The following is a 25341-nucleotide window of genomic DNA, read 5'->3' as shown; positions in this document are numbered from 1 at the left end:
AAATGGAATCCATAATAGTCCACACCAAAAACGCAATGGAGCTTACTGCCCTGAAAAGTGTTTTGAAAGAAATGAACATTAAGTTCGAAAAATTCCATACCAAGAATACCCATCACAACGAGAAAACGGTAAAGAAGATCGTTGACAAAAGAAACGAAAAGATAGGAAAACCTTACAAACCAAAAGGATTATAATGAAGAAGATAGCATTTGTAACCTTGCTTATTTTATTAATAGATCAGGCTTCAAAAATTTATGTAAAAACGCATTTTAATCTTGATGACAGTATTTCTGTACTTCCGGGATTTAAATTAACGTTTGTAGAAAACCCTGGAATGGCTTACGGACTTCATTTCGGAGGTATCATCGGGAAATATTTTCTGGTTCTGGTAAGAATTATCCTGATCGGCGGAATGATCTATTTGTTTAAAAAATGGTTACAAAAAGGAGAATCCAATTATCTTCTGATTCCGATGGCAATGATTTTTGCCGGAGCAATCGGAAATTTAATAGACGGAATGTTTTACGGACTTATTTTTGACAGCGGAACGGTTTACGATGAGAGCATCAACAGATGGATCGGGTATGGAGGAATTTCGAAATTCACCAGTTTCGGGGAAGGATATTCTACTTTCATGAAAGGCTGTGTGGTCGATATGCTTCACTTTCCACTGGTAGACTGGAACGTTCCTGAAAGCTGGCCCTTAATCGGAGGAAAACATCTGGAATTTTTTAAATATATTTTCAACGTAGCCGATTCGGCAATTACAGTGGGAGCTGCTTTATTATTGATTTTCAGAAAAAAAGCATTTCCGAACGGTCTGGAATTTTAAAAGAATATACTGTTGATGAAAAAATTAATTAAAAACATTTTTAAAATTTTCCTGCTTCTTTTTGTGGCAGGAATTATTTTTATTGCCTGGGCGAATTACAGCATTAAAAAAGACAGCGAAGCCCATATATCATACAATATCTCAGAGGTTCCGAATATGAAAACGGCACTACTTCTGGGAACAGGAAAAACACTGAGCAACGGAAAACCTAATGCCTATTTTTATAACCGAATTCAGGCTGCAGCCGATCTGTATAAAAGCGGAAAGGCGAAATACATTATTGTAAGCGGAGACAACAGCCAGAAAAACTATAATGAACCGGAAGATATGCAAATGGCATTAATGGAGTATGGAGTTCCAAAGGACAGCATTTTTCTTGATTTTGCCGGCTTCAGAACACTGGATTCTGTTGTACGCGCAAAGGAGATTTTCGGGCAAAATCAATTAATTATTGTTTCACAGAAATTCCATAATGAAAGGGCGGTATTTTTAGCCCAACAAAACGGCATGGAAGCTTTCGGATACAATGCTCCCGACGTGAATAAATACGCAGGTCTGAAGACGAATCTGAGAGAATATCTGGCGAAAGCAAAAGCGTATCTGGATCTTCTTTTAGGAGTTGAACCGAAATTTGGAGGAGATAAGATTTCAATTCCTTAATATTTTTTTCTTGCAGATTTTTAACGCAAAGTTTTTAATTTGATAATAATTACTTTTCTAAGTGTGCAAAGAAGTATCAACAAATTGATTTGATGAAGCTCCGTTTTCAAGCTTCGTGCAGCAAATTTATTTGCCTTTGCCTTCTAAAAATAATAGCTTTTGAATAAAATCTTTGCGTTTAAATTTCCCAAACACAAAATAACACTAATATTTTCACGAATACCATAAACAATAAAACATAAACATCTCTGTAAATTCATGGAATCTGTGAGAGAATTGATTAAATTTGCAGTTCATTAATTTTAAATATAAACTTTAAACAATGTCAAGAATTCTTACCGGCATTCAAGCCACCGGAACACCACACTTGGGAAACCTTTTGGGTGCAATTATTCCTGCGATAGAATTATCGAAACAGGAAGGAAACGAATCATTTTTATTCATCGCGAATCTACATTCTTTAACGCAGATTAAAGACGCGAAAGAACTGAAACAGAATACCTACGAGATTGCTGCGGCTTGGCTTGCTTGTGGATTAGATACCGAAAAAACATTTTTTTACAGACAGAGCGACATCCCTGAAACCTGTGAACTTTCTTGGCATTTATCATGTTTTTTTCCTTATCAGAGATTAACTTTGGCGCATTCATTCAAGGATAAAGCAGACCGTTTGCAGGATGTGAATGCAGGTTTGTTTACGTATCCGATTTTAATGGCTGCAGATATTTTATTATACGATGCGGAGATTGTTCCGGTAGGAAAAGACCAGCTTCAGCATTTGGAAATTGCGCGTGATGTAGCTTCCAGATTTAATAATCAGATGGGTGAAGTTTTTGTTTTGCCACAATCTGAGCTTCAGGAAAACACGAAATACGTTCCCGGAGTTGACGGACACAAAATGTCTAAATCGCGAGGAAATATCATCAATATTTTTCTGCCTGAAAAGGAACTGAAAAAGCAGGTGATGAGCATCGAATCGGATTCTAAAACTTTAGAAGAGCCTAAAGATCCGGAAAACGATAAAACATTTGCCATCTATCAGTTAATTGCCACTCCGGAACAGACTGAGGAACTGAGAGCGAAATATTTAGCCGGAAACTTTGGTTACGGTCATGCGAAAAAAGAACTTTTGGATCTTATTTTAACAAGATTTGAAAAAGAAAGAGAACTTTTCTCTTATTATATGAACAATCTTGATGAACTGGAAGCAAAACTTCAGGAAGGCGCAGCAAAAACGCGAGTGATTGCTGCGGAAACGATGAAAAGAGTGAGAGAAAGTCTGGGAATTTAATGTTCTAAGCTTTAAGATATAGTTTCGGCGGCACCGAAGGTGCCGCCGAAACTTTTATAAATACTCTTTAATCTGCAAAAGATGTGTAATTACTTTCAAGCCTTCTTCGGTTTTGTTTTCCTTTAAAACATCAAAGAAAATCACATCCATACCAAAATTCTGCGCACCGACAACATCTGCAACCCAGTCATCGCCAATTAAAATACTGTTTTCTTTTCTGGCATCTGAAAGGTTCAGAGAGTATTCAAAAATTTCAGGACGTGGCTTTCTTACTCCGACTGTATCTGCGCTTGTGATGGTCTGAAAATATTGAGCAATGCCGGATAAAATACATTTTCTCTCCGTCACTTCTTTGAAGCCGTTAGAAATAATATGCAATGTGTAACTTTTTGCCTTAAGATATTCAAGAATATATTCTGCCCCTTCTACCAGCTCATTATGATTGAGAATTTTATCTAAAAAATGTTCTTCAAAATACATCGACAATTCCGGATCATCTACTCCAAAATGGTTAAAGGTATCATAAAAACGGTGTTTTCTGAGATATTCTTTATCGATAATTCCATCGCGGATATCTTCCCAGAGTTTTTCATTAATTTCATGATAAACAGAATGGAATTCTTCAAAATTGATGTTGTACTTTAACCCGATTTCTTCCTTCTCAAAAAGATCTTTTATCGTTAAATACGCATTGCGACGGTGATCCCAAAGTGTATTATCGAGATCAAAAAAAATGTGCTGAATTTTCATACAGCACAAAATTAATAATTTTAATTCTTGGATACCGGATAATTCTTGCCTTTGGCTTTCACTACCTCGACGCTCTTTGAAAAGTTGAGTAAAAACTCAATGGTTTGTTTCTTAGGTTTCAAAGCTTTCACTTTTAAGGGATCATTTTTTCTCATAGGCGAAAATGTTTTCCTTAAAAACGAGAATTTTCCGAAATTATTATCTAGCGTGTTAAGATAATATTATTTTCTTCCATGATTTTTCTCAGGTTGATTAAAGCGTACCGTACTCTTCCCAGTGTAGTGTTAATACTCATGTCGGTATGATCTGCAATTTCTTTAAAGCTTAACCCGTCAAAAAATCTTAATTTAATGACTTCCTGCTGATTTTCAGGCAGAAACTGAAGCATTCTTAAAAGATCTTCCTGAATCTGATTGGTAACAAGCTGATCTTCGATATTTTCGGAAGGTTCTCTCAAAAGATCAAAAACAGAATATTCGTCCGTTTCAAAAGTAGTTTCTGAAACTTTCATATTTTTAGATTTCAATCTGAAATGATCGATAATAAGATTGTGAGCAATTCTTTTTGCCCAAAGAATGAATTTTCCTTCCTCGTTATAGCGTCCTTCCTTCAGCATAATGATAATTTTCATGAAGGTATCCTGAAATACGTCATTTGCTAAATCTTCATCATTAATTTTGTAAAAAATGAATGTAAACAATTCTCTTTGATGGCGGTGTATAAGGGTAGACAACGCCTCTTCGTCTCCTTTTTGGTAAAGGGAAATTAGTAAACTATCCGATTTTGATTTCATAACTTCTTCTCAATAAATAATGCTGACTATAATTTTTCCAGATATTTTATCTGGCTTCAGCTGTAAATACAAAACAATTCTTCAGAGTAAAGTCGAATCAATAGGCGGATACAATTTTTCTATGGTGTAAATATAATAAATTTTTAATAACTGTTAACCATTTATTAATTTTTTACGAGAAAAATTTAAAAAAACCTATTTAAACATGTCATGAATGAATACAGTAGGGATATTTAGTGTAAAATTAACATTCACCCCTTTCAGTTCTTTACCATTGATTCCGCTGTTTCCGATCGGAAAAGCATAACCTCCGGTAAGATCCAGAATCCCGAAAAGCGTAACGCCTACTTTTGGAGCAAAATATTTATTGGTTCCTTCTGCTCCCATCAGAAAATAATAGGAATGGTTGAAGTCTACATTCTTTTCAAAATTCAGTAAAACATCCGCAGAAATTTTGGGCATAATCGCAAATTGGGAATGCGCAGAACCCATCAAAGCAGAACCTCCCAAACGGTAAATAACATCATCATTTTTTAAGAAAAGCAGCTTCCCTCCTATTTCCCCTAAACTTTGGTTTTGGTAAGTATATCCTACACTTATCATTTTATGTACCGTTAACTGTGCTTTAGCAAATGTACTCAGGAAAAATACGGAAAGGATTGCGATTGCAGATCTGGCGTTTATCATCTTCAAATTTTATTTAATGTAAAAATAAAAAAAACTGCCTTATCAAAAAGATAAAGCAGCCATTTATATTGTATCTGTTTAAAATTAAATTCCGAAAGAAGCTTTAATCTCTTCTACTTTGTCTAATTTTTCCCATGTAAAGAACTCAAGATTTTCCAGAGTAAGCTCATTTTTATGACCTTTATTGAAAGTTTTGCTGGCAATATAATGTTCTTTTCCCATGTGTCCGTAAGAAGCCGTTTCCTGATAGATCGGATTTCTTAGCTTTAAATTCTGCTCGATTGCGTAAGGTCTCAAATCGAAGATGGTAGACACTTTTTTAGCAATTTCTCCATCGTTAAGATCTACTTTTGCCGTTCCGTACGTGTTAATGTACAATCCACAAGGTTCTGCAACCCCGATTGCGTAAGAAACCTGTACCAAAACTTCATCCGCAACTCCTGCAGCTACCAAATTTTTAGCAATATGCCTTGTTGCATAAGCCGCACTTCTGTCTACTTTTGAAGGATCTTTTCCTGAGAATGCACCACCACCGTGAGCTCCTTTTCCTCCGTACGTATCTACGATAATCTTTCTTCCTGTAAGACCTGTATCTCCGTGAGGACCACCGATTACGAATTTACCTGTCGGGTTGATATGATATTTGATCTGATCGTTGAATAACGCTTTAATTTCTTCTGTCTGTAAAGCAACGACTCTTGGAATCAGAATATTTTTAATGTCTTCTCTGATTTTGTTCAGCATTTCTTCTTCAGATCCGAAATCGTCGTGCTGTGTAGAAACTACGATAGAATCTATTCTGATTGGTTTATGATCGTCAGAATACTCAATCGTAACCTGAGATTTTGCATCAGGACGAAGATATTTAATTTCTGAATTTTCTCTTCTGATCGCAGAAAGTTCCTTAAGAATAGTATGTGCAAGATCCAGAGCCAAAGGCATATAATTTGCCGTTTCGTTGGTTGCATATCCGAACATCATTCCCTGATCTCCCGCTCCCTGTGCGTTTGCTTTAGCTTCGAAAGACTCATCATTTACCGCTCTGTCTACCCCCTGATTGATATCCGGAGACTGCTCATGAATTGCAGAAATAACCCCGCAAGAATCTCCGTTGAACATATATTCTCCTTTTGTATATCCGATTCCGTTGATAACTTCTCTGGCAATCGTCTGCACATCAAGATAAGCATCCGATTTTACTTCACCCGCCAAAACCACCTGTCCTGTTGTTACAAGAGTTTCGCAAGCTACCTTTGAATTTTTGTCGTATGCTAAAAAGTGATCGATTAATGCGTCGGAAATCTGATCGGCAATTTTGTCCGGATGTCCTTCTGAAACGGATTCAGATGTAAATAAATAAGACATATTATTCTGTTTGTTTTTTAGATTAAAAAATATACGAAGAAAAATAAGAATAAATTGTCTAATGAAGGTCTAAAAAAGAATACTGTTTTAGCATATTTTTATAGAGGTTGCAATCAGGTCAAATTTTTCCTCGTTCGTAAACGTTGGCAAATTTAAGTACTATTTTTTAATACTCAAAATTTTTGTCTACTTATTATCTCTTCTTTAAATTAATGATTTGATGATATTTAACATAAAACACTATTGCGGTTTTATGCTTACAAATTCTTTTGGATTTTCGTGATAATTCAGTTTTTTCTCTAAAGAATTTCTGATAGAATGCGATAATTCATCAATAATCTTCTGCTTAAAGGTCGGTTTGTAGTAAATAATGCTGATTTCTCTGTACGGGAAAGGCTTCTTAAATCTGAAAACATTCTCCTTCTGTACATCTGAAAGCTGATTAAGAGCCAACTCCGGCAAAATACTGATTCCTCCTACTTTATCCACCATGTGAACCAAAGTCTGGATATTAGAAGCGAGAAAATCTAAGTTTTTAGGCTTTAATGTATTTTCTTTTAAATGACAGATATTTTCGAATTGGTTTCTCAGACAGTTTCCTTCCTCAAGCAGCCACACTTTTTCTACATTAAGTTCTTCCGGAACGACATAAGAGTTTTTCTTGTTGGCTTCTTTCTCAGAACTGTAAATCATCAATTCTTCATTGAATAAGAAATCCTGATAAAATTCATCTGCCGCATCGTAAGGGGTAGAAATAATTCCGGCATCCAACTCTCCTGCTTTCAAAGCTTTGATAATGTTGTCTGTCGTCATTTCCTTTACATTCATCTGAATTTTCGGGTTTTCTTCCAAAAATTTGAATATTTCCGTAGGCAGGATAAAAGAAGAAACGGTAGGAATAATTCCGATGTTGATGGTTCCTCCTAAAATATTGTTTAAAAGATTGGCTTTATTTTTAAGTTCATTGACAGATTCTATAATCACCTTCGCCTGATCGATGATCTGAAGCCCAACATCTGTGGTACGGATCGGGTGCGTTGTCCTGTCGAAAACCTTCACATCCAGTTCATCCTCAAATTTCTGTATCATTGCACTTAGTGTAGGCTGCGTAATGAAGCATGCTTGAGCCGCTTTCCCAAAATGTTTGTACTTATCAACCGCGATAAGATACTCGAGTTGCTGAATGTTCATCTGATTAATATTATCTATTACAAAGATAAAATGTTTTTGCCATTTGCAATTAAAAATTCAAGTAAATTTGATATTTAGTACCTTTACATAAACAAATACAGTTAAAAAATCATTCACAAAAATCATAAATCTATGGATTCTAAAAAATTAACCTTAAGTAACGGCGCTCCCTATTACGAACATCAGGATTCACAAACAGTCGGTCCGAGAGGTCCGGTATTGCTGCAGGATTTTATTTTACAGGAAAATCTTGCTCATTTTGTAAGAGAAAGAATCCCGGAAAGAATTGTTCATGCAAAAGGAACGGGAGCTTACGGAACGTTTACGGTTACCCACGATATTACCCAGTATACAAAAGCAAAATTATTTTCTAAAGTTGGCAATTCATGCAGAATGTTTGCCCGTTTTTCCACGGTAGGCGGAGAAAAAGGAAGCGCAGATACGGCAAGAGATCCAAGAGGTTTTGCCCTGAAATTTTATACAGAAGACGGGAACTGGGATCTGGTTGGAAATAACACGCCGGTATTTTTCATCAAGGATGCGAAAAAATTCCCGGATTTCATCCATACCCAAAAAAGAGTTCCGAAAACGAATCTGAAAAGTGCAACCATGATGTGGGATTTCTGGAGCCTGAATCCTGAATCTCTTCATCAGGTCCTGATTTTAATGTCGGACAGAGGTACACCTTACGGACACAGACATATGCACGGTTTCGGTTCTCACACGTTCTCTATGATCAATGCTCAGAATGAAAGAGTCTGGGTGAAGTTTCATCTGAAATCCAAACAGGGAATTAAAAATTTCACCAATGATGAAGCGGTAAAAATGGCCGGAGAAAATCCTGATTTTGCGCAGGAAGATCTTTGCAACGCAATTGAGGAAGGAAATTTCCCGAAATGGACGATGTATATTCAGGTAATGACGGAAGATCAGGCAAGAGATTTCAGATGGAATCCTTTTGATATTACCAAAGTATGGTTCCAGAGCGATTTTCCTTTAATTGAAGTCGGAGAAATGGAATTGAACGAAGTTCCGGTTAATTATTTTGCGCACGTAGAACAATCTGTTTTCTCGCCGAGTAATTTAATCGACGGAATCAGCTTTTCACCCGATAAAATGCTTCAGGGAAGATTATTTTCTTATCCGGATGCGCACCGATACAGAGTGGGCGTAAATGCTCATCTGCTGGAAGTTAACAGATGTCCTTTTGCGGTTAACAATTATCAGAGAGACGGATTTATGGCAGATTCAAGCCATTATCAGGATAAGCCGAACTATCACCCGAACAGTTTTGATGATATTAAGCCGGATCCTGCCTACAAAAGTTTCGAATATGAACTGGACAGCGCTCATGTAGCAAGTTACAACAGAAATGAAAATGATGACGATCATTACACCCAACCCGGATTATTGTATACTAAAGCAATGAATACGGAAGACAGGCAAAACCTTGTAAATAACATTGTTGGAAGCATGAAAGGAATCACGGGACCGAAAAAAGATGAGATCATTAACAGACAGTTATGTCATTTTTTCAGAGCTAATATTGAGCTTGGAATGAAAGTGGCATCTCAACTGAATGTGGTTATTGATGCAAATATGATGAACCACACGAAATAAGTATCTTAAACAATAATTTCAATCAGAAGGAAAAAAAATCAATATTTCTTGCTTTTTTTTATAAAAAATTCATAATTTGCACAGAATAATATTTTAAAGTGGAAAATGGGTTACGAAAATATATTATTAAATAAAGAAGATAAAATATCTATTATTACAATAAACAGACCTGAGAGTTTAAATGCGCTTAACGCTAAAACAATCAGCGAATTAAGTTCGGCTTTGGACGAATTAGATTCAGACAAATCCTGCAGGGTTATTATTCTTACAGGAAGCGGTGAAAAATCTTTCGTTGCAGGAGCAGATATTAAAGAATTTAGTGATTTTGGACAGGAAAAGGCAGAAGAACTTGCCAAAAACGGACACAATACTTTATTCAACAAAATTGAAAATATGACCAAGCCAGTAATTGCAGCCGTAAACGGTTTTGCATTAGGCGGAGGTCTTGAGCTTGCCATGGCTTGCCACATCAGATACGCATCGGAAAATGCAAAACTGGGACTTCCGGAAGTAACTTTAGGATTAATTCCCGGTTACGGAGGAACCCAGAGATTACCGAAGCTTGTAGGAAAAGGTATTGCCAATGAAATGATCTTCTCTGCCAAGATGATTCCTGCTGCAAAAGCAAAAGAAATCGGACTGGTAAATGAAGTATATCCAATAGAAGAATTATTAAACAAAACAAAAGAATTAGCCAACGTTATTGCCCACAATTCACCAATGGCAATTTCCAAAGCAATTCAAGCTGTAAACTTATCGGACACGGATAAAGGTTTTGAAACTGAGATTAAATATTTCGGAGAGCTTTTTGAAATGGACGACAAAAAAGAAGGAGTTTCTGCTTTTCTTGAAAAAAGAAAGCCGGGCTTCTAGCCTTTTTTACCCTTAATACAAATTATTTCGAAACAAACAAATGCGGCGGTATGAATAAGTTTGACAAAGCTTATCTAAAAATGGCTCAGGAATGGGCAAAACTTTCCTACTGTAAACGAAAACAAGTAGGAGCTCTTATCGTAAAAGATAGGATGATTATTTCAGATGGTTATAATGGTACTCCTTCAGGATTTGAAAACTGCTGTGAGGACAATGACGGGAAAACACACTGGTACGTACTTCATGCAGAAGCCAATGCTATTTTAAAACTGGCAGCTTCCACGCAGTCTGCAAAAGGCGCAACACTGTATTTAACGCTCTCACCCTGTAAAGAATGCAGTAAGCTCATTCTTCAGGCGGGAATCACCAGACTTGTCTACATCAATGAATATTCGGACGACGACGGAATATCATTTTTAAGAAACCACGATATTGAAATAGAACAAATTTCGGAAAGTGAACTAAAAAAATAACACAACATGACTTGGGATGAAAAAATTAAGGATTTTGAGATCTTTCTTCGATTCGAGAGAAACTTTTCAGAAAACACTCTCGACGCCTATATTCGAGACATCAAAAAACTAAAAGAATACGCAGAAGAAGATCTGGACAACGTCGGACCAGATACTATAGGCTACGAAAATCTGCAGGAATACATCTTCAATCTTTCCAAACAAAAATTCAGCGAAAGATCTCAGGCAAGATGGATCTCTTCCATTAAAGCATTCTTCAAATTTTTACTGGAGGATGAATACCGTGAAGACAATCCAGCTTCTTTGCTTGAAGGTCCTAAACTGGGTCTTTACTTACCGGATACCTTAAGTCTGCCCGATATCAACAAGATTATCAGCGCAATTGAGGTAAATTCCGACCTTGGAAAGAGAAACCAGTGTATTATCGAAGTTCTGTACGGATGCGGACTCCGTGTTTCGGAACTTATTGATCTGAAAATTTCCAATATCAATTTTAAAGAGCAGTATATTAAGGTAAACGGAAAGGGAAACAAAACACGTTTCGTTCCTTTAGCGGATTATACGGCAGATCTTTTGGAAAATTATATTCAGGAAGTACGTTCTAAAAGTAAAATTAATAAGAAATACGAAGACACTTTATTCCTGAACAGCCGCGGAACGTCGATGTCCAGAGTAATCGTATTTTTAATTATAAAAGAATTAACAGACAAAGCGGGCGTAAGCAAAAAGATATCACCGCATACATTCAGACATTCTTTTGCAACCCATTTGCTTCAGAATGGTGCAGATCTTCGTTATATTCAGGAAATGCTCGGTCATTCCAGCATTACGACGACAGAGATCTACACCCACCTGAAAACAGAAGAGCTGCGTGATGTGATCTTGTCTTATCACCCGAGAAATATTAATGTAACTCAATGAAAATATTGAAATATTGCCCCAACTGCGGCAAAGAATCTTTACAGTGGGATGGAGAAAGAAAATGGAGCTGCCAAAACTGTGGTTTCACATTATACAACAACGTTGCCGGAGCGGTAGCTGTGGTAATAAGATATAATGATGAAATTTATCTTACAAGAAGAAACAGAGATCCTAAAAAGGGAAAACTCGATCTTGCAGGAGGTTTTGTAGACCCGAAGGAAAGTGCGGAAGAAACCTGTAAAAGAGAACTTTTTGAAGAGCTGCAGCTGGATGTTGATATTTCAAATTTAAAGTACTTAACGAGCCTTCCAAACGTCTATCAGTACAAAGAGATTGATTATAATACCATTGATCTTTTTTATGAATACCGCGTTCCGGAAAAATTTGAAGTGAATCTTGAACTGTCTGAAATTTCAGAAGCAGTGTGGATTCCTTTAAAAGAACTGAATCTTGAGGATATTGCTTTTGATTCTCAGAAAAAGTTTTTTGAAGAGTATCTGAAGAATATTTAATATTCCTGAAATATATTCTCCCGCAGATTTTACAGACATCTACTGAATATGTGAAATTTGCGGGAGATTTTTTATGCTCTGCTTTGCATGATCAACCTAAACCAAAGATTCTTAAGTTGATTTTCAAAATCTGATTATTTTATCGCAGAGGAAAACGGAGAAGTATTATATTCTATGAAATGCTTTTAAGAAATGATTGACTACTGAATAGAACAAGCGCAATGAAAATCAAACAGTTAAACCATTTGTTTTTATAAATTCTTACACCGAACTTAAGTTTGATTAATAAGTTTTGGATTTCAGTATCTGATCAAAATACTGAATCAGTAAAGCTCTTTCTGCATCGGACAGATTAGCTTCCTTATGATAAACAATATAACCCGGCATCGGCATCGTTTTATTCTGAATGGTCTGGATCGACTTACTCAGCATACTCTGCTTTAAATCTTTATTATAAGTATTCCAGATAGAAAAATTAAGATGTTCCCGTCCTTCATTGATATGGCTTTTCACAGACCATGAAATCGGCGCAATGTAGGCATATTTAGGATAGACGGTTTCGTTGGAATGGCAATCGTAGCACGCTCCTTTCAACAATTCCTGAATTTTTGCAGGTGTTTTTTTAGCATCCACAAAATTCACTTTGTGATCAACCGGAGGATTTACTTTATCTGTTGAAATAAACTGAATTAAAGCAAATCCCAGCAAAGTCCAGAAAAATATTTTCTTAAATGTTTTCATATTTATCTTGAAGGCGTTACCAAAGCATCATTTCCTTTCAGATCAAGCTTATTAGCATCTTTCGGCTGAGATTTCGGCTCTGCTTTCGGTGTGCTGATTTTTGACGGATCCAGAACTCTTGTATCTTTCAGATCCCAGTTTTCGTTGCTGTCCCAAAGCGGTCTTACGATGGCTGTTTTGTAGTAAATGTAGGAATCTTCCGCGAAAGTTTCGTTCTGGAAATCTGCTTCATCCCAGAAGCCGTTTTCGTTATTATCTGCCAAAATCCTTACGATGTATTCTCCGGGTTTAAGAATATCAAATTTCACCTCGCTTCCTTTGGTATATTTCTGGAACAACACTTTATCTGAATTATCCAATAACTGAAGCCAGTAGCTTGATTTCGGAGCATTCTGAAGGATGAATTTTAAACTTCCGAAATTCTCAACTTTATCCACTTCAAAATCGAAACGTTTCGACTGATAATTTTTTGCAAAGAATGATGAAACGGTTTCTTTCGGAATGGTAAGCTGATATTTTTTACCTGAAATAAAATCCGCTTTCACCAAAATCTGATACGGATTTTTCTCTGAGATTTTTGCGGTAAAAGGAACAGTGTTCAATGAGTCTCCTGCAACTCTGAAAATCCATTTATCAGTGTTTATTTTATCCACATAATAATTGGAAAGGATTTTAAAGTCTTCTTTCGGAGTAAGCATTGCACCGCCGTTATCGCTGTTGATGTCCATTGCGTTTTTCGCATTGTATCTGTAAAACAACGAAGCGTTGTAAAGGCTGTCTTTTTTTCCGACGGCGGCATTATATCCGAATTTTAAATTCTCGTTTGTAGTCTGTCCTACATCACTTTTCACAGCATCAAACCAGATTCTTACGGAATCGGACTTCGGAGCGTGGGTTATCTTGTATTCCTTTATTTTTTCGTTTAAAGGTTTTACGGTTACTTCATCCGGTTTTCCTTCGAAAGTCATGAGAACTCCTCCCGGAGCTTCTTTCATTTCAAGATATTTCACCGGTTTTTTAGAAGGATATAATTTCAGATTTAATCCTGAAACCGATTTTTCTACGACAACAGGATCTTTTTGGAAACCTACTTTTTCTTTCCCCGGATCGTAGATGGAATTTCCGTTTTCATCTTCAAATGCGATGATTTTATATTTTCCGGCAGCAAGATAATTCAGTTCAAAATAGCCATCATCATCAACTTTTGTTATATAATACGGCTTTTGCTTGTAATTGATGGTGTCTTTTACCTGATACAATCCGACAACAAATTTATTTTCACTGGCTTTTTTAATAGATAAAGCATCTCTTACATCCCCGCTTACATAAAGATCATCAAGCTTATCTCCCGTAGAAAACGCGAAATTGTAATATCTCAGAATATTGGCTTCATTATTATCTGCAATTGAATTTCCGAAATTAAAATTGTACGTTGTATTCGCCTGTAAAGTGTCTTTCCACTGGATCAGGATAAACTTGTTGGCAATATTGGAAGGAACAATTCTGGTGATATTTTTAATCGGCGGAGAAATATTCAGGTTTTTGTTGATGTCTTTTAACGTAATGTATTCGTCAAAATCTATTCGCAACTGCTTTATATCTCTCGGCACATTTACTCTTGAAGAATCTATATTTGAACTTAAAAATTTCGGAGCCAAGGAATCTTTTGCGCCCCCGATAGGAGAACCTACTCTTGCACAAGACTGCAAAAGAAAAGCGAAAACCAATAAAAAAAGAATTCTTTTCATGAAGATGTTTACGCAAAAATAAACATTATTCTCCATAAACTTCACCATGACCTTTCAATGTATCGCGATCATCGCTCATTACGCTGTGAAGTTTATCTTTCTGAGGCGGAAAATCTTCAAATAATCCCGATAAAGCCAAAGCGGTATACACTCTGTTGGAATATTTATTTCCGATAGCAATAATGGTAACTTTAGATTTCAGAAGATGCGCAAAAACAGAATTGGTTCCGTGCCACCAACCGTTGTGATACGTGAGTTTTTCTCCGTTATCAAAAATTTTCATTCTGAAGCCGAAACCGTAATTGTTCATGCCGAATTTTTCATTGCTGTAAGGTGTGAAAACCTGCTCCATCAATTCAGGCTTTAAAAAATCCTTCGAAAACATTGCTTTTGAAAAACTGTATAAATCTCTCGGTGTGGTATATACATTTTTGTCTCCGTAAATTAAATCCAGCCTGTCTAAAGGATACAGTTTATTTCCTCCGTAATAAAAAGACTGTGATGCCGTAGGAATATCTTTTTCCTGAAAAATATAGGAGTTTTTCATTTTCAGAGGATCAAAAACCATTTCTTTCATCGCCTGAGGAAAAGGAACTTTCGTTACTTTTTCAATAATTAAAGCCAACATCGCAAAATTCGTGTTGCAGTACATAAATCCGGTGTCTGTTTCTCTCGCCAGATCCGGTTTATATTTAATGATCATATTCAAAATATCCTCATTGGTAAGGAACGTTTTTGAAAGTTCTGCGGGAGCCGGCTGAATTTTCGTGATGAAATATTCGTATTTCGGAAGACCGCTTCTCTGGTCTAGTAAAGTTTTAACGGTAACATTCGGATAAGGGAACCCAGGAAAATACTGGGTAAGATGATCGGATAAATTCACTTTTCCTGCTTCAACGAGCTTCAGCATTGCCATTGCGGTTAATGTTTTTGAAACGGAAGCCACATGAAGAGGCGTATTTTTATCAATCGGGTTCTGATTTCCTTCTCTGGCAAAGCCTCTGTAATTTTCGAAAATAATATTATCTCCTTTCGCAACTAAAATTCCCCCGCTCAAATCGCCGTTTTCCCAAACTTTCTGATAATAGCTGTTGATATAATTTGCCAGTGAAGCCTTATTGGTAACCTGATTTTCCGCGGGCGTAAAAACTTTGTTTACATCTACATTTCCGTAATTGGGAAGATTGGTCGTGCTTTCAGCAACACTGTCCTGATTTTCAGATTTTTTTTTGCAGGAAAAAAGAAATAAAAAGGCAGATAATACAAGGATAAAATTACGCTTCGTCATGAGTTTCGAAAATGAGCGGCAATTTAATAAAACTCGAAATAATTCGTATCTCCTGAATAGAAATTATGAATTATTTAACATAAATAAAAATGAAAAATAATTCATAAAGTAGTATCGTAAAAATTTATTTCTAACCTTACTGAATTTCAAGGCTAAGCAAACTGTGCCACAATTTTATCTACAATCACCTGCGCCAGTTTTTCTTTACTCTGAACCGTCCATCCTGCAATATGCGGAGTAACAATTACTTTCTCGGATTCCAGAAGGTATTGAAGGTCTTCATTTTCCGTTTCCAGATTTTCGAAAGAAGATTTTTCGTATTCCAAAACGTCAAGACAGGCACCTTTTACTTTACCTGCTTTTAACGCCTCAACTAAACTTTTCGTTTCAACATTCTTTCCTCTTGCTGTGTTTACAAAATAGAAATTGTTTTTCATCTCAGAGATAAACAAACCGTCCACAAGATAATACGTCTGTTCCGTTAATGGAATGTGTAAGCTTACAACTTCAGATCTTTCCTTTAATTCTTCCAAAGAAACCTGTGTTGCAAATTCATCCGAAAGATCAGGAAGAATATCATGAAAAATCACTGTACAGCCAAACCCAGAAAGTCTTTTTGCTGTGGCTTTTCCCATGTTTCCATAACCGATAAGTCCCACTGTTTTTCCCAACAGTTCGTCGCCTCTGTTTTCTTCACGAAGCCAGATGCCGTTTTTCACTTCCTGAGAAGCGATAAAAAGCCGGTTCATTAAAATCAGCAACATCCCGACAACGTGCTCTGCCACAGAATCCCTGTTTCCTTCCGGAGAATTGATCAGTTGAATTCCCAGTTTCTCAGCAACCGGAATGTCTATATTTTCCATTCCCGCTCCTACTCTTGCAATGAATTTCAGATTTTCTGCTTTTTCTAAAAAATTCTTATCCAAAGGAATTCTGCTTCGGATGATAATTCCGTCGTACTTTTCAATTTTAGCACAAACCTCATCATAAGAAGAGCTGAAATCTTCTTCCAGAATAAAGTTTTTAGCTAAAAGCTGTTCGGTAATTAAGGGATGGTTTTTATCGAGGAGTAAAATTCTCATGGAAGACATAATTCTTTATATTTGCTGATGCAAAGGTAAGATTCAAAGTTTTAGAAACCGCTTTTGTGAAATAGAATTTTTCAATTTTTCCATCAAAATGAAATTATATAAAGTCATTTTCAGTTTCTCCATTTTGCTGTTTTTGGGTTACCTAATTTTTTTAGCGGTAAAATTTTCTTCAATTCATGAAACGATTCCAATTCACTATTCTTCTGAAGGTGCAGATTGTTTTGGGAGTAAAATTTTTCTGTGGTTTGAAGCAGCAATTAATGCCATCATTTTAATTTTTATTGGTTTAATCTTACTCTTTTCTGAAAAAATGTTCAGAAAAACGGATGAATATTTAGAATCATCATTGGAAGCAGCAATAAAAAACCGACAAATATTTCTGTCGGTTCTATCTGTATTGATAACTGTAGTATTCTGCGGATTGTCTTTGAAAGAAATTATGCCGTAGTATCTTCTTGGAAAAGCTTTTTAAGCTCAATAGATTCAGAGGGTTTCATTCTTCCGGACAGAATCAGGGAAAGTTCTTTTCTTCTCAGTGCTGCTGCATATCGTTCTTTTTCAAGATCTGTTTCAGGTTCCATATCAGGAATCGGGATCGGTCTGTTGAACTCATCTACCGCTACGAAGGTATAAATTCCTTTGTTGGTCTGAATTTTTTTATGATTGATCGGATCATCCAGCCAAACATCTACATAAATTTCCATTGAGGTGGAAAAAGCTCTGGAAACTTTGGATTCCATCACAACAATTCCTCCTTCTGGAATCGGATGATCGAATGAAACGTGATTTACGGATGCCGTTACGACTCTTCTTTCGCAATGTCTTGTTGCGGAAATCGAAGCACATCGGTCCATTCTTGCCAATAGTTCTCCTCCGAAAAGGTTTCTCAATTGGTTGGTGTCATTCGGAAGTACAATATTCGTCATCACCGTCAGAGATTCTGACGCCTTTTTTATTTTTGCCATTTCGTTGTCTTAGTGTTGTTTTGAGTTGCCGGAACTTTTGCCGCATTTTGCACTGCAGGCTGAACCGCTTTTGGAACCACAGAATCTTTCTTTAAAGAATCTGCAACCGGAGCAGGATTCATTATTTTTGGCTGAGCTTTTACAGTATCCTGAATTCTGTGTGTTTTTGTCTGTACAGAGATATTAGCTTTGTCAAAAGATTTCTCTCCGAAAAGAAGTTCCTGCTGCGTGTATGCGACGTATACGATTCCTAAAATCGGGATGATAACCAGAAAAGCCCAAAGAATAGATTTATTAAACTGATAATCTTTTTCGGTATTCAAAGAAGTTTCTGACTGAGTGTTTTTATTGCTGATATCGGAAATCTTAATTTCTTCAAGACCATAAAAATCCGGATGATCCGACTGCAGTCTGTTTCCTTTGAAATGCGTTTTGCCGTCTTCTACAAACAATACTCCCAATCCCTGAATTTCAAGGGTCTGATCTGCCTGCAGTTTTTTCTTCCAAAAATCGGTCTGAATCTGAAGATCTGCTTTTGAAGCTTCCAGAGTTATCTGTTTCTGCCCCGCAATAAAAGATGCCAAATCATCAGACTTCACATCATAATCGGAACTGTAAACGATTTTGCTTGCAGGAGGAAGAATGCTCCCATTTTCGGAATTGATAATGGCTTTGGAATTTTCCAAAGAAAAAACGCCAAAATCCGGAACAATAACGGTCCCGAATTGTTTCAAATATTCTAAAATGTAAGCTGAAATATTCATTTGGCAGCAAATTTATGACTTTTTCACGACTTTTTGAGAGATTTATTGATTATGAATTTGTGTTTAAAATTATTGGAATTATGAATTACATTTTTGGCTAAAGCCAATCTTACAGAATTTAATTTTGGACTAAAGCCCGTTGCTATTGAAATACAATAAAAAAGACTGCCGAAGCAGTCTTAAATCTAACTTTACATTCTATAATTAATCTTAAATATAGCCTGACTGTTTACTGAATTTTCCAGCTGATCCCAAACATAAAATTCGTTCCTGCCTGAGAAAAATAATACGGAGAGCCGTCATAAACAGCTCCGTTGTTCACATACTTTTTATTGAATAAATTATTAACCAAAAGCTTCAGAGCAATCTCATTATTTTTAATTTTAAACTGGTACTGCGCATTAAAATCGGTTAAAAAATAATCTTTAAGCTGTAAATTTTCATCTTCCGAATTATCCAGATATTGTTTTCCGACATACTGATTCATCAATGAAAACTGGAAATTCTGTGTCGGATTGAATTTTAACCCTAAATTGGCAATCACATCCGGAGAAAAAGAAATCTGCGTATTTCCGAGATCTTTAACACCCGTTTCTGTTTCCACTTTAAAATCTAAATTCCTGTTGTTGCTGAAACTCACATTTCCGGAAAGTTCCCACTGTTTGGAAAGCTTTGCCAAAGCTCCAAGCTCGATTCCGCTTCTGTAGCTTTTTCCGGAATTCGTTCTGATGAAAGCACCCACATTATTCAGTTCGCCATTTAAAACCAACTGATTTACATAATACATATAATATAAGTTCGCGGTAAAAGATACTTTTCCGAACTGCTTTTCTACTCCGGCTTCGAAATCGTGCAGCTTTTCTGCCTTCACTTCATTGTTTGCCAAAAGATCATCTCTGTTCGGTTCGCGGTGTGCATGTGCATAGGAAACGAAAATTTTTCCTGCTGAAATTTTATAATTGATTCCCGCTTTGGGATTAAAGAACAGCCAGTTTTTATTTAAATCAGCGCCTTCTCCATCTCCAGCCGTGATGATTTTTGTATCGTAATCTACATTTCTCAATTGCAGATCTCCGAAAAATTCAAAATCATTCATTCTTACCAGTGCTTTAGCAAAACCTGAAATTTCATTTTTTACAGAGCGGTTTCTGTAATATTCATGTTCATCAATCTGAGGAAGAAAAACGCCCGTTACATTTCCGAAATGTCTTCCGTAGTATTGATTGGCAACAGCTCCGAAGTTCACATCAACAGTTCCCAATTTTCCGTAAAGCGTGGAAACAACTCCATAAAAATCGTTATCCAGCCATTTTTTTCTGATGAAATCTGTTCTCGTCAAGGTTTGAGAACCGTTGATGAAGTTAGGAAGATTATATTTCGAAAATTTAGCGTCCTGCTTATAATTTTCATAATATCCTTTTCCTTTGGTGTAATGTACCGTTGTTTCTAAATTCCATTGAGCATTAAATTTCTGCTCCCAAAGCAACTGATAATGATTTTGTCGGTAATTATCCGTTTCGTTATCGTAAAATCCGACGATGTTTTCCCAGTTTGGGTCGTAAATTGCTCCCGAATAATTAAATTTAGGATCGGTTTCCCATGTTTTCCGGTCGATTCCGTTCCACGCCTGATAGGTTTTTTCTTTTCCTCCGAAAGCCATCAGACGAATTCTTGTATTTCCTTCCTCATACAAAGCGGTCAGATTGTAAGAATTTAATTTTGAAAAAGCGCGGTCTATATATCCGTCAGAATTGATGTGGGTATATCTTCCCATTACAGAAAGACGGTTTCCCCAGAATTTTCCGGAACCTATCTCTGCAGAGTATTTATAGGTGTTGAAAGATCCGTAACTGTCGTCTGTTTTAAAGTAAAACTTCTCTTCAGGATCTTTGGAAAGTACATTGATACTTGCTCCAAAAGCTGCAGAACCATTATTGGAAGTTCCCACCCCTCTCTGAATTAAAATCTGTGATGCCGAACTCGTAAGATCCGGAACATTCACGAAAAACGTTCCCTGACTTTCGGAATCATTGTACGGAACGCCGTTCATCATGACATTGATGGCACTTCCCGCAACACCACGAATCCGGAATCCTGTATACCCCACTCCGTTTCCGGCATCTGAAGTTGAAATGATGGAAGTCTGATTCTTCAGTAAAATCGGGAGATCCTGTCCTAAATTTCTGCTGTCCAAATCTTTCTGGACATTGATGATTTCTTTGGCAACAGGAAGTCTTTTGGTAAAATTAACAGCTTCAATTTCCCTTACTTTCAGGGAATCGGAATTCTGTGCCTGTAAAAAAGCGAAAGAGCCAACGGTAAGCCCTAAAAAAAATAATCCTTTCATTCTATAAATCTTTAAAATTTAATGAATAAAAGGGGCGGATTATGATGAGTAATTAGTAATCGGTAATAAGTAATATGATGAGGATTACTCATTGCTCATTACCTATTGCTCATTTTTAATTTCCCTAAACGGCATTACCCGTTCCAGGTTCATTGGGTATAATCTCAGCTTGCTACAGCACCCCTTTATTTCAGCCGCGAAATTACGAAAAATTTACCAACTGTAGGAAATTACGTTTTTCAACCTATTTTTTCACCAAGATCATTTTGATTAAAGGTTTGTGCTATTTGTAAAAGATTCGTGCAATTCGTGTTTAAATCTAATAAGTCTTATTCTGCGAATCTACATAGTAATAATTCTTACTGTCTTTTGAAACCTCGAACATTTTACCAAGCTTCCAGCTAAAATTTCGTTTAATATCAGAATATTCAAACGGAATAATCACCTTTCCATTCACATCCACCACTCCGAAAACATTATTTTTTGAAGCAATAATCATGGGATTGGCAACATCATCGCCTTCTAAAATAAAAAGATAGTCGTATTGAGGATAAATTTTAAACTGCTTATAATCATAAGGATTTTCAAACGTTGCTTTTTCGATAATTCCGAAAAAACCATTCATCGTATACACCTGAAAAAGCTGCTGAACATATTCTTTGTGAGGACATTTTGCCAAATCGGACTGTTTATACTGATACACCCTTTTGCCTGTTCTGTCGACACGGTAAGAAATTTCATCTTTTTCTACCGTCGCATAATCCGCAGTCCCGAATTTTCTGAGTTTTACATTTGGAGAGTTCAGAAGATTACAGTCTTCATAGAAAAATACCGCAATGTGATATTCCGGCTGGATGATGAATTTTCCTTTTTGGTTCACATATCCGAATTTACCATCCTGTTTTTTCGGGATTAAAAGCGGAAGCTCTTCGTTGATGATCGGAAAATTGCTATTAAGCTTTGCCTTTTCTGATGATTTTTTAACCGCAGTTTTAGAACCTGTCTTCGAAGGCAATTTCTTCACTGTTTTAGCCTGAGAAAAAACAAAAACCGAAATAAAAAGGAATAAAACCGAAGCTACATTTTTCATAATCATCAATTGTTTGCAAAAATATCGCCAAAAATAGAAAATATAAAATACATATTTATAAAGAATCTAAATAATTTAAACTTGAAAAAATTGTAAAATTCCGTAAATTTGGGCACGTTTTCAGGCATTTATTATGACAGATGTCTTAAAGAAGTCATTTTTAATATTCTATCTAAAAATTTCAGCTTCTTGCTTAGATCAAATAAACAAAAAAATAATAACTCTGCCGGAAAACACACGATGATAATCTTCCTTAGAATAAGATTGATTATCATCCGATTAAGATTGAAAAGATTTCTATTATTATGAATATTTATCAGGATTACATCCAAGAGATTGAAGAAAGAAAAACTCAGGGGCTTCATCCAAAGCCGATTGACAGTGCAGAATTATTAAGCGAGATCATCGCACAGATTAAAGATACAGCAAACGAATACAGGGCTGATTCTCTTAAATTTTTTATTTACAACACATTACCCGGAACTACGAGTGCAGCCGGTGTAAAAGCTAAATTTTTAAAAGAAATTATTCTTGGTGAATCTGTAGTAGAAGAAATCTCTCCGGTTTTTGCTTTCGAATTGTTATCCCACATGAAAGGTGGAAAATCTATCGAAGTATTGCTGGATCTGGCTTTAGGAAACGATGAAAATATCGCAAGACAGGCTGCAGAAGTACTGAAAACACAGGTTTTCCTATATGAAGCAGATACAACCCGTCTGAAGGAAGCCTTCAATACTGGGCACGAAATTGCAAAAGAAATTCTGGAAAGCTATGCAAAGGCAGAATTCTTTACAAAACTTCCTGAAGTTGCTGAAGAAATTAAAGTGGTTACTTTCATCGCAGGTGAAGGAGACATTTCTACCGACTTACTTTCTCCGGGTAATCAGGCACACTCAAGATCAGACCGCGAATTACACGGTAAATGCATGATTACGCCTCAGGCGCAGGAAGAAATCAAAGCTTTACAGGCAAAACATCCGGATGCAAGTGTAATGCTTATCGCAGAAAAAGGAACAATGGGAGTTGGTTCTTCGCGTATGTCCGGTGTAAACAACGTTGCACTCTGGACAGGAAAACAGGCAAGTCCTTATATTCCTTTCGTAAATATTGCCCCTATCGTTGGAGGTACCAACGGAATTTCACCAATTTTCCTTACAACAGTAGACGTAACCGGAGGTATCGGAATCGATCTTAAAAACTGGGTAAAGAAAGTAGACGAAAACGGAAAAGCTGTTCTTAACGAAGAAGGCGAACCTATTCTTGAGCAGACTTATTCTGTTGCAACGGGAACGGTTTTAACCATCAATACCAAAGAGAAAAAATTATACAACGGAGATCAGGAACTTATCGATCTTACAAAATCTTTCACACCGCAGAAAATGGAATTCATTAAAGCGGGTGGATCTTACGCTATCGTGTTCGGTAAAAAATTACAGACATTCGCTGCTGAAGTTTTAGGCATCGAAGCTCCGGTTGTTTTTGCACCTTCTAAAGAAATTTCTCACGAAGGACAAGGTCTTACTGCGGTTGAAAAAATCTTCAACAGAAATGCAGTAGGGAAAACTCCGGGTAAAATCTTACATGCAGGATCTGATGTACGTGTGAAAGTAAACATCGTAGGTTCTCAGGATACTACAGGTTTAATGACCGCTCAGGAACTGGAATCTATGGCTGCAACGGTAATTTCTCCGGTAGTAGACGGAGCTTACCAGTCCGGATGTCACACCGCTTCAGTTTGGGATAAAAAAGCACAGGCTAATATTCCTAAATTAATGAAATTCATGAACGAATTCGGTTTGATCACTGCACGTGACCCGAAAGGCGAATATCACGCGATGACGGACGTTATTCACAAAGTTCTTAACGATATTACCGTAGACGAATGGGCAATCATCATCGGAGGAGATTCTCACACGAGAATGTCTAAAGGAGTTGCTTTCGGAGCAGACTCAGGAACTGTTGCCCTTGCTTTGGCAACGGGAGAAGCTTCAATGCCAATTCCGGAATCTGTAAAAGTTACATTCAAAGGAACCATGAAAGAGCATATGGATTTCCGTGATGTGGTTCATGCAACTCAGGCTCAGATGCTGAAACAGTTCGGAGGAGAGAACGTATTTCAGGGAAGAATTATTGAAGTTCACATCGGAACACTTCCTGCAGATCAGGCATTTACCTTCACAGACTGGACGGCTGAAATGAAAGCAAAAGCTTCCATCAATATTTCTGAAGATGCTACTTTAATCGAGTCTCTGGAAATTGCAAAAAGCAGAATCCAGATTATGATCGATAAAGGAATGGATAACCACAATCAGGTTCTTCAGGGATTAATTGACAAGGCTAATAAAAGAATTGAGGAAATCAGATCCGGTGAAAAACCTGCTCTGACTCCTGATTCCAATGCTAAATATTACGCTGAAGTTGTTGTAGATCTTGATGCCATCGTAGAACCGATGATCGCCGATCCGGATGTAAACAACGAAGATGTTTCTAAAAGATATACGCACGATACCATCAGAGATTTAACGTATTATGGTGGTGAGAAAAAAGTAGATCTTGGTTTCGTAGGATCTTGTATGGTTCACAAAGGAGATCTTAAAATTGTTTCTCAGATGCTTAAAAACATTGAAAAACAAAACGGTACCGTAGAATTTAAAGCACCGCTTGTGGTGGCTGCTCCTACCTATAACATCATTGATGAATTAAAAGCTGAAGGTGACTGGGAATTTTTAGAGAAATATTCAGGTTTTGAGTTTGACGATAATGCTCCTAAAGGCGAAGCACGTGTTGAATACAAAAACATGATGTATCTTGAAAGACCGGGATGTAACCTTTGTATGGGGAATCAGGAAAAAGCAGCAAAAGGAGATACGGTTTTAGCCACTTCTACACGTCTTTTCCAAGGCAGAGTGGTTGAAGATTCTGAACGTAAAAAAGGAGAATCTCTATTAGCTTCAACTCCGGTGGTTGTACTTTCTGCGATTATGGGAAGAATTCCTAGCATCGATGAGTATAAAACAGCGGTTGAAGGGATCGACCTTACTACTTTCGTTCCTTCTATTAAAGAACTTACAAGTACAAGCGCTCACTAAAAAGCTTACAGATAAGCCGTAAAGGCTGTTTTAACAATTTATAGAATTGAAAGATTTTACTCGTAAAGATGTAGAATCTTTCCATTTAAAGATCTGCAAAAATTATTTTAACTTAGATCAATCACAAAAATTTTATTTTTTCTTAACTTGAAGGTTGGAAATTTCAGAATTATTTATCATTTTTTATCCTTTTTAAAAGCATACAGGAATAGAATTTGATAATTTAATGATGTTAATTAATTTAATAGCA

General features: G+C 36.5%; 24 protein-coding genes and 1 riboswitch. Of the genes, 11 read left to right on the top strand and 13 right to left on the bottom strand.

Annotated features, from left to right (window positions below; genetic code table 11):
- Positions 1-2: 2 nt before the first annotated feature.
- The 4 genes from DD829_RS09575 to trpS all read left to right on the top strand — a co-directional run bounded on the left by DD829_RS09575 (position 3) and on the right by trpS (position 2783).
- On the top strand, positions 3-194 hold the full coding sequence (locus tag DD829_RS09575) for a DUF2683 family protein (RefSeq protein WP_076396253.1): 192 nt from the start codon (positions 3-5) through the stop codon (positions 192-194).
- Positions 194-832, top strand: a complete 639-nt coding sequence (locus DD829_RS09570) for a lipoprotein signal peptidase (protein ID WP_076396251.1) — start codon at positions 194-196, stop codon at positions 830-832. The genes DD829_RS09575 and DD829_RS09570 overlap by 1 nt, the downstream gene beginning before the upstream one ends.
- Positions 833-847: 15 nt before the next feature.
- Positions 848-1492, top strand: a complete 645-nt coding sequence (locus tag DD829_RS09565) for a vancomycin high temperature exclusion protein (protein WP_108410522.1) — start codon at positions 848-850, stop codon at positions 1490-1492.
- Positions 1493-1814: 322 nt separating this feature from the next.
- A complete protein-coding gene (gene trpS / locus DD829_RS09560; protein WP_108410521.1) occupies positions 1815-2783 on the top strand; it encodes a tryptophan--tRNA ligase in 969 nt (322 codons plus the stop codon).
- Positions 2784-2837: 54 nt separating this feature from the next.
- Here the strand turns inward: trpS and DD829_RS09555 are convergent, their stop codons facing one another.
- The 5 genes from DD829_RS09555 to DD829_RS09535 form a co-directional block, all read right to left on the bottom strand.
- Positions 2838-3533 (bottom strand): YjjG family noncanonical pyrimidine nucleotidase, encoded by a 696-nt coding sequence (locus DD829_RS09555; RefSeq protein ID WP_108408703.1) that lies wholly within the window; start codon positions 3531-3533, stop codon positions 2838-2840.
- A gap of 202 nt (positions 3534-3735) precedes the next feature.
- Entirely contained in the window at positions 3736-4326 is a 591-nt protein-coding gene (locus tag DD829_RS09550; RefSeq protein ID WP_087708309.1) for an RNA polymerase sigma factor, read from the bottom strand.
- Between the two features lie 195 nt (positions 4327-4521).
- Entirely contained in the window at positions 4522-5013 is a 492-nt protein-coding gene (locus DD829_RS09545; protein ID WP_108408704.1) for a hypothetical protein, read from the bottom strand.
- An 84-nt stretch (positions 5014-5097) separates the two neighbouring features.
- Positions 5098-6378 carry a methionine adenosyltransferase gene (gene metK, locus DD829_RS09540; protein ID WP_108408705.1) on the bottom strand — a complete coding sequence of 427 codons (1281 nt, stop codon included), beginning with the start codon at positions 6376-6378 and terminating at the stop codon, positions 5098-5100.
- Positions 6379-6618: 240 nt separating this feature from the next.
- Entirely contained in the window at positions 6619-7569 is a 951-nt protein-coding gene (locus DD829_RS09535) for a LysR substrate-binding domain-containing protein (RefSeq protein WP_076396233.1), read from the bottom strand.
- Between the two features lie 132 nt (positions 7570-7701).
- Here DD829_RS09535 and DD829_RS09530 point away from each other — a divergent pair, with 132 nt between their 5' ends.
- The 5 genes from DD829_RS09530 to DD829_RS09510 all read left to right on the top strand — a co-directional run bounded on the left by DD829_RS09530 (position 7702) and on the right by DD829_RS09510 (position 11968).
- On the top strand, positions 7702-9189 hold the full coding sequence (locus DD829_RS09530; protein WP_108410956.1) for a catalase: 1488 nt from the start codon (positions 7702-7704) through the stop codon (positions 9187-9189).
- Between the two features lie 105 nt (positions 9190-9294).
- Positions 9295-10062, top strand: coding sequence for an enoyl-CoA hydratase/isomerase family protein (locus tag DD829_RS09525; protein WP_108410955.1), 768 nt, complete (start codon positions 9295-9297; stop codon positions 10060-10062).
- A 50-nt stretch (positions 10063-10112) separates the two neighbouring features.
- A complete protein-coding gene (locus DD829_RS09520; RefSeq protein ID WP_108410954.1) occupies positions 10113-10535 on the top strand; it encodes a deoxycytidylate deaminase in 423 nt (140 codons plus the stop codon).
- Positions 10536-10541: 6 nt separating this feature from the next.
- On the top strand, positions 10542-11456 hold the full coding sequence (gene xerD, locus DD829_RS09515) for a site-specific tyrosine recombinase XerD (protein WP_076396226.1): 915 nt from the start codon (positions 10542-10544) through the stop codon (positions 11454-11456).
- A complete protein-coding gene (locus tag DD829_RS09510) occupies positions 11453-11968 on the top strand; it encodes an NUDIX hydrolase (protein ID WP_076396224.1) in 516 nt (171 codons plus the stop codon). Before xerD ends, DD829_RS09510 begins: the two co-directional genes overlap by 4 nt.
- A 282-nt stretch (positions 11969-12250) precedes the next feature.
- Here the strand turns inward: DD829_RS09510 and DD829_RS09505 are convergent, their stop codons facing one another.
- The 4 genes from DD829_RS09505 to DD829_RS09490 form a co-directional block, all read right to left on the bottom strand.
- The gene (locus tag DD829_RS09505; protein WP_108410953.1) at positions 12251-12709 is read right to left on the bottom strand and encodes a heme-binding domain-containing protein; all 459 of its coding nucleotides are present in this window, start codon (positions 12707-12709) and stop codon (positions 12251-12253) included.
- A 2-nt stretch (positions 12710-12711) separates the two neighbouring features.
- Complete coding sequence (locus DD829_RS09500) at positions 12712-14457, bottom strand: Ig-like domain-containing protein (protein WP_116547707.1); 1746 nt, start codon at positions 14455-14457, stop codon at positions 12712-12714.
- A 25-nt stretch (positions 14458-14482) separates the two neighbouring features.
- A complete protein-coding gene (locus DD829_RS09495) occupies positions 14483-15745 on the bottom strand; it encodes a serine hydrolase domain-containing protein (protein WP_108409537.1) in 1263 nt (420 codons plus the stop codon).
- 152 nt (positions 15746-15897) lie between these two features.
- Positions 15898-16827: a 2-hydroxyacid dehydrogenase gene (locus DD829_RS09490; protein WP_108409544.1), complete on the bottom strand. Its 930-nt coding sequence runs from the start codon at positions 16825-16827 to the stop codon at positions 15898-15900.
- Positions 16828-16924: 97 nt separating this feature from the next.
- Between DD829_RS09490 and DD829_RS09485 the strand changes: the two genes are divergently transcribed.
- Positions 16925-17284: a DUF1648 domain-containing protein gene (locus DD829_RS09485; RefSeq protein ID WP_108409538.1), complete on the top strand. Its 360-nt coding sequence runs from the start codon at positions 16925-16927 to the stop codon at positions 17282-17284.
- Here the strand turns inward: DD829_RS09485 and DD829_RS09480 are convergent.
- From DD829_RS09480 to DD829_RS09465, 4 genes are all read right to left on the bottom strand, one after another.
- Positions 17274-17801 (bottom strand): acyl-CoA thioesterase, encoded by a 528-nt coding sequence (locus DD829_RS09480; protein WP_087708285.1) that lies wholly within the window; start codon positions 17799-17801, stop codon positions 17274-17276. The genes DD829_RS09485 and DD829_RS09480 overlap by 11 nt on opposite strands.
- Positions 17789-18565 (bottom strand): hypothetical protein, encoded by a 777-nt coding sequence (locus tag DD829_RS09475; protein ID WP_108409539.1) that lies wholly within the window; start codon positions 18563-18565, stop codon positions 17789-17791. Before DD829_RS09475 ends, DD829_RS09480 begins: the two co-directional genes overlap by 13 nt.
- A 229-nt stretch (positions 18566-18794) precedes the next feature.
- Entirely contained in the window at positions 18795-20912 is a 2118-nt protein-coding gene (locus tag DD829_RS09470) for a TonB-dependent receptor (protein WP_108409540.1), read from the bottom strand.
- Between the two features lie 104 nt (positions 20913-21016).
- A riboswitch (TPP riboswitch) is annotated at positions 21017-21105 on the bottom strand.
- Between the two features lie 126 nt (positions 21106-21231).
- The gene (locus tag DD829_RS09465; protein ID WP_108409541.1) at positions 21232-22002 is read right to left on the bottom strand and encodes a WG repeat-containing protein; all 771 of its coding nucleotides are present in this window, start codon (positions 22000-22002) and stop codon (positions 21232-21234) included.
- Positions 22003-22307: 305 nt separating this feature from the next.
- Here DD829_RS09465 and DD829_RS09460 point away from each other — a divergent pair, with 305 nt between their 5' ends.
- Positions 22308-25091: a bifunctional aconitate hydratase 2/2-methylisocitrate dehydratase gene (locus DD829_RS09460; protein ID WP_108409542.1), complete on the top strand. Its 2784-nt coding sequence runs from the start codon at positions 22308-22310 to the stop codon at positions 25089-25091.
- The last annotated feature ends 250 nt before the right edge of the window (positions 25092-25341 follow it).

The organism is Chryseobacterium sp. HMWF035 (assembly GCF_003094695.1).
Taxonomy (GTDB): Bacteria; Bacteroidota; Bacteroidia; order Flavobacteriales; family Weeksellaceae; genus Chryseobacterium; species Chryseobacterium gambrini.
This window is presented reverse-complemented; position numbering and strand designations above follow the sequence as displayed.

Excerpts from the sequence above, each read along its gene's own strand:
- DD829_RS09575 (WP_076396253.1), top strand. The coding sequence starts at position 3 with ATGGAATCCATAATAGTCCACACCAAAAACGCAATGGAGCTTACTGCC.
- DD829_RS09570 (WP_076396251.1), top strand. The coding sequence starts at position 194 with ATGAAGAAGATAGCATTTGTAACCTTGCTTATTTTATTAATAGATCAG.
- DD829_RS09565 (WP_108410522.1), top strand. The coding sequence starts at position 848 with ATGAAAAAATTAATTAAAAACATTTTTAAAATTTTCCTGCTTCTTTTT.
- trpS (WP_108410521.1), top strand. The coding sequence starts at position 1,815 with ATGTCAAGAATTCTTACCGGCATTCAAGCCACCGGAACACCACACTTG.
- DD829_RS09555 (WP_108408703.1), bottom strand. The coding sequence starts at position 3,533 with ATGAAAATTCAGCACATTTTTTTTGATCTCGATAATACACTTTGGGAT.
- DD829_RS09550 (WP_087708309.1), bottom strand. The coding sequence starts at position 4,326 with ATGAAATCAAAATCGGATAGTTTACTAATTTCCCTTTACCAAAAAGGA.
- DD829_RS09545 (WP_108408704.1), bottom strand. The coding sequence starts at position 5,013 with ATGATAAACGCCAGATCTGCAATCGCAATCCTTTCCGTATTTTTCCTG.
- metK (WP_108408705.1), bottom strand. The coding sequence starts at position 6,378 with ATGTCTTATTTATTTACATCTGAATCCGTTTCAGAAGGACATCCGGAC.
- DD829_RS09535 (WP_076396233.1), bottom strand. The coding sequence starts at position 7,569 with ATGAACATTCAGCAACTCGAGTATCTTATCGCGGTTGATAAGTACAAA.
- DD829_RS09530 (WP_108410956.1), top strand. The coding sequence starts at position 7,702 with ATGGATTCTAAAAAATTAACCTTAAGTAACGGCGCTCCCTATTACGAA.
- DD829_RS09525 (WP_108410955.1), top strand. The coding sequence starts at position 9,295 with ATGGGTTACGAAAATATATTATTAAATAAAGAAGATAAAATATCTATT.
- DD829_RS09520 (WP_108410954.1), top strand. The coding sequence starts at position 10,113 with ATGAATAAGTTTGACAAAGCTTATCTAAAAATGGCTCAGGAATGGGCA.
- xerD (WP_076396226.1), top strand. The coding sequence starts at position 10,542 with ATGACTTGGGATGAAAAAATTAAGGATTTTGAGATCTTTCTTCGATTC.
- DD829_RS09510 (WP_076396224.1), top strand. The coding sequence starts at position 11,453 with ATGAAAATATTGAAATATTGCCCCAACTGCGGCAAAGAATCTTTACAG.
- DD829_RS09505 (WP_108410953.1), bottom strand. The coding sequence starts at position 12,709 with ATGAAAACATTTAAGAAAATATTTTTCTGGACTTTGCTGGGATTTGCT.
- DD829_RS09500 (WP_116547707.1), bottom strand. The coding sequence starts at position 14,457 with ATGAAAAGAATTCTTTTTTTATTGGTTTTCGCTTTTCTTTTGCAGTCT.
- DD829_RS09495 (WP_108409537.1), bottom strand. The coding sequence starts at position 15,745 with ATGACGAAGCGTAATTTTATCCTTGTATTATCTGCCTTTTTATTTCTT.
- DD829_RS09490 (WP_108409544.1), bottom strand. The coding sequence starts at position 16,827 with ATGAGAATTTTACTCCTCGATAAAAACCATCCCTTAATTACCGAACAG.
- DD829_RS09485 (WP_108409538.1), top strand. The coding sequence starts at position 16,925 with ATGAAATTATATAAAGTCATTTTCAGTTTCTCCATTTTGCTGTTTTTG.
- DD829_RS09480 (WP_087708285.1), bottom strand. The coding sequence starts at position 17,801 with ATGGCAAAAATAAAAAAGGCGTCAGAATCTCTGACGGTGATGACGAAT.
- DD829_RS09475 (WP_108409539.1), bottom strand. The coding sequence starts at position 18,565 with ATGAATATTTCAGCTTACATTTTAGAATATTTGAAACAATTCGGGACC.
- DD829_RS09470 (WP_108409540.1), bottom strand. The coding sequence starts at position 20,912 with ATGAAAGGATTATTTTTTTTAGGGCTTACCGTTGGCTCTTTCGCTTTT.
- DD829_RS09465 (WP_108409541.1), bottom strand. The coding sequence starts at position 22,002 with ATGAAAAATGTAGCTTCGGTTTTATTCCTTTTTATTTCGGTTTTTGTT.
- DD829_RS09460 (WP_108409542.1), top strand. The coding sequence starts at position 22,308 with ATGAATATTTATCAGGATTACATCCAAGAGATTGAAGAAAGAAAAACT.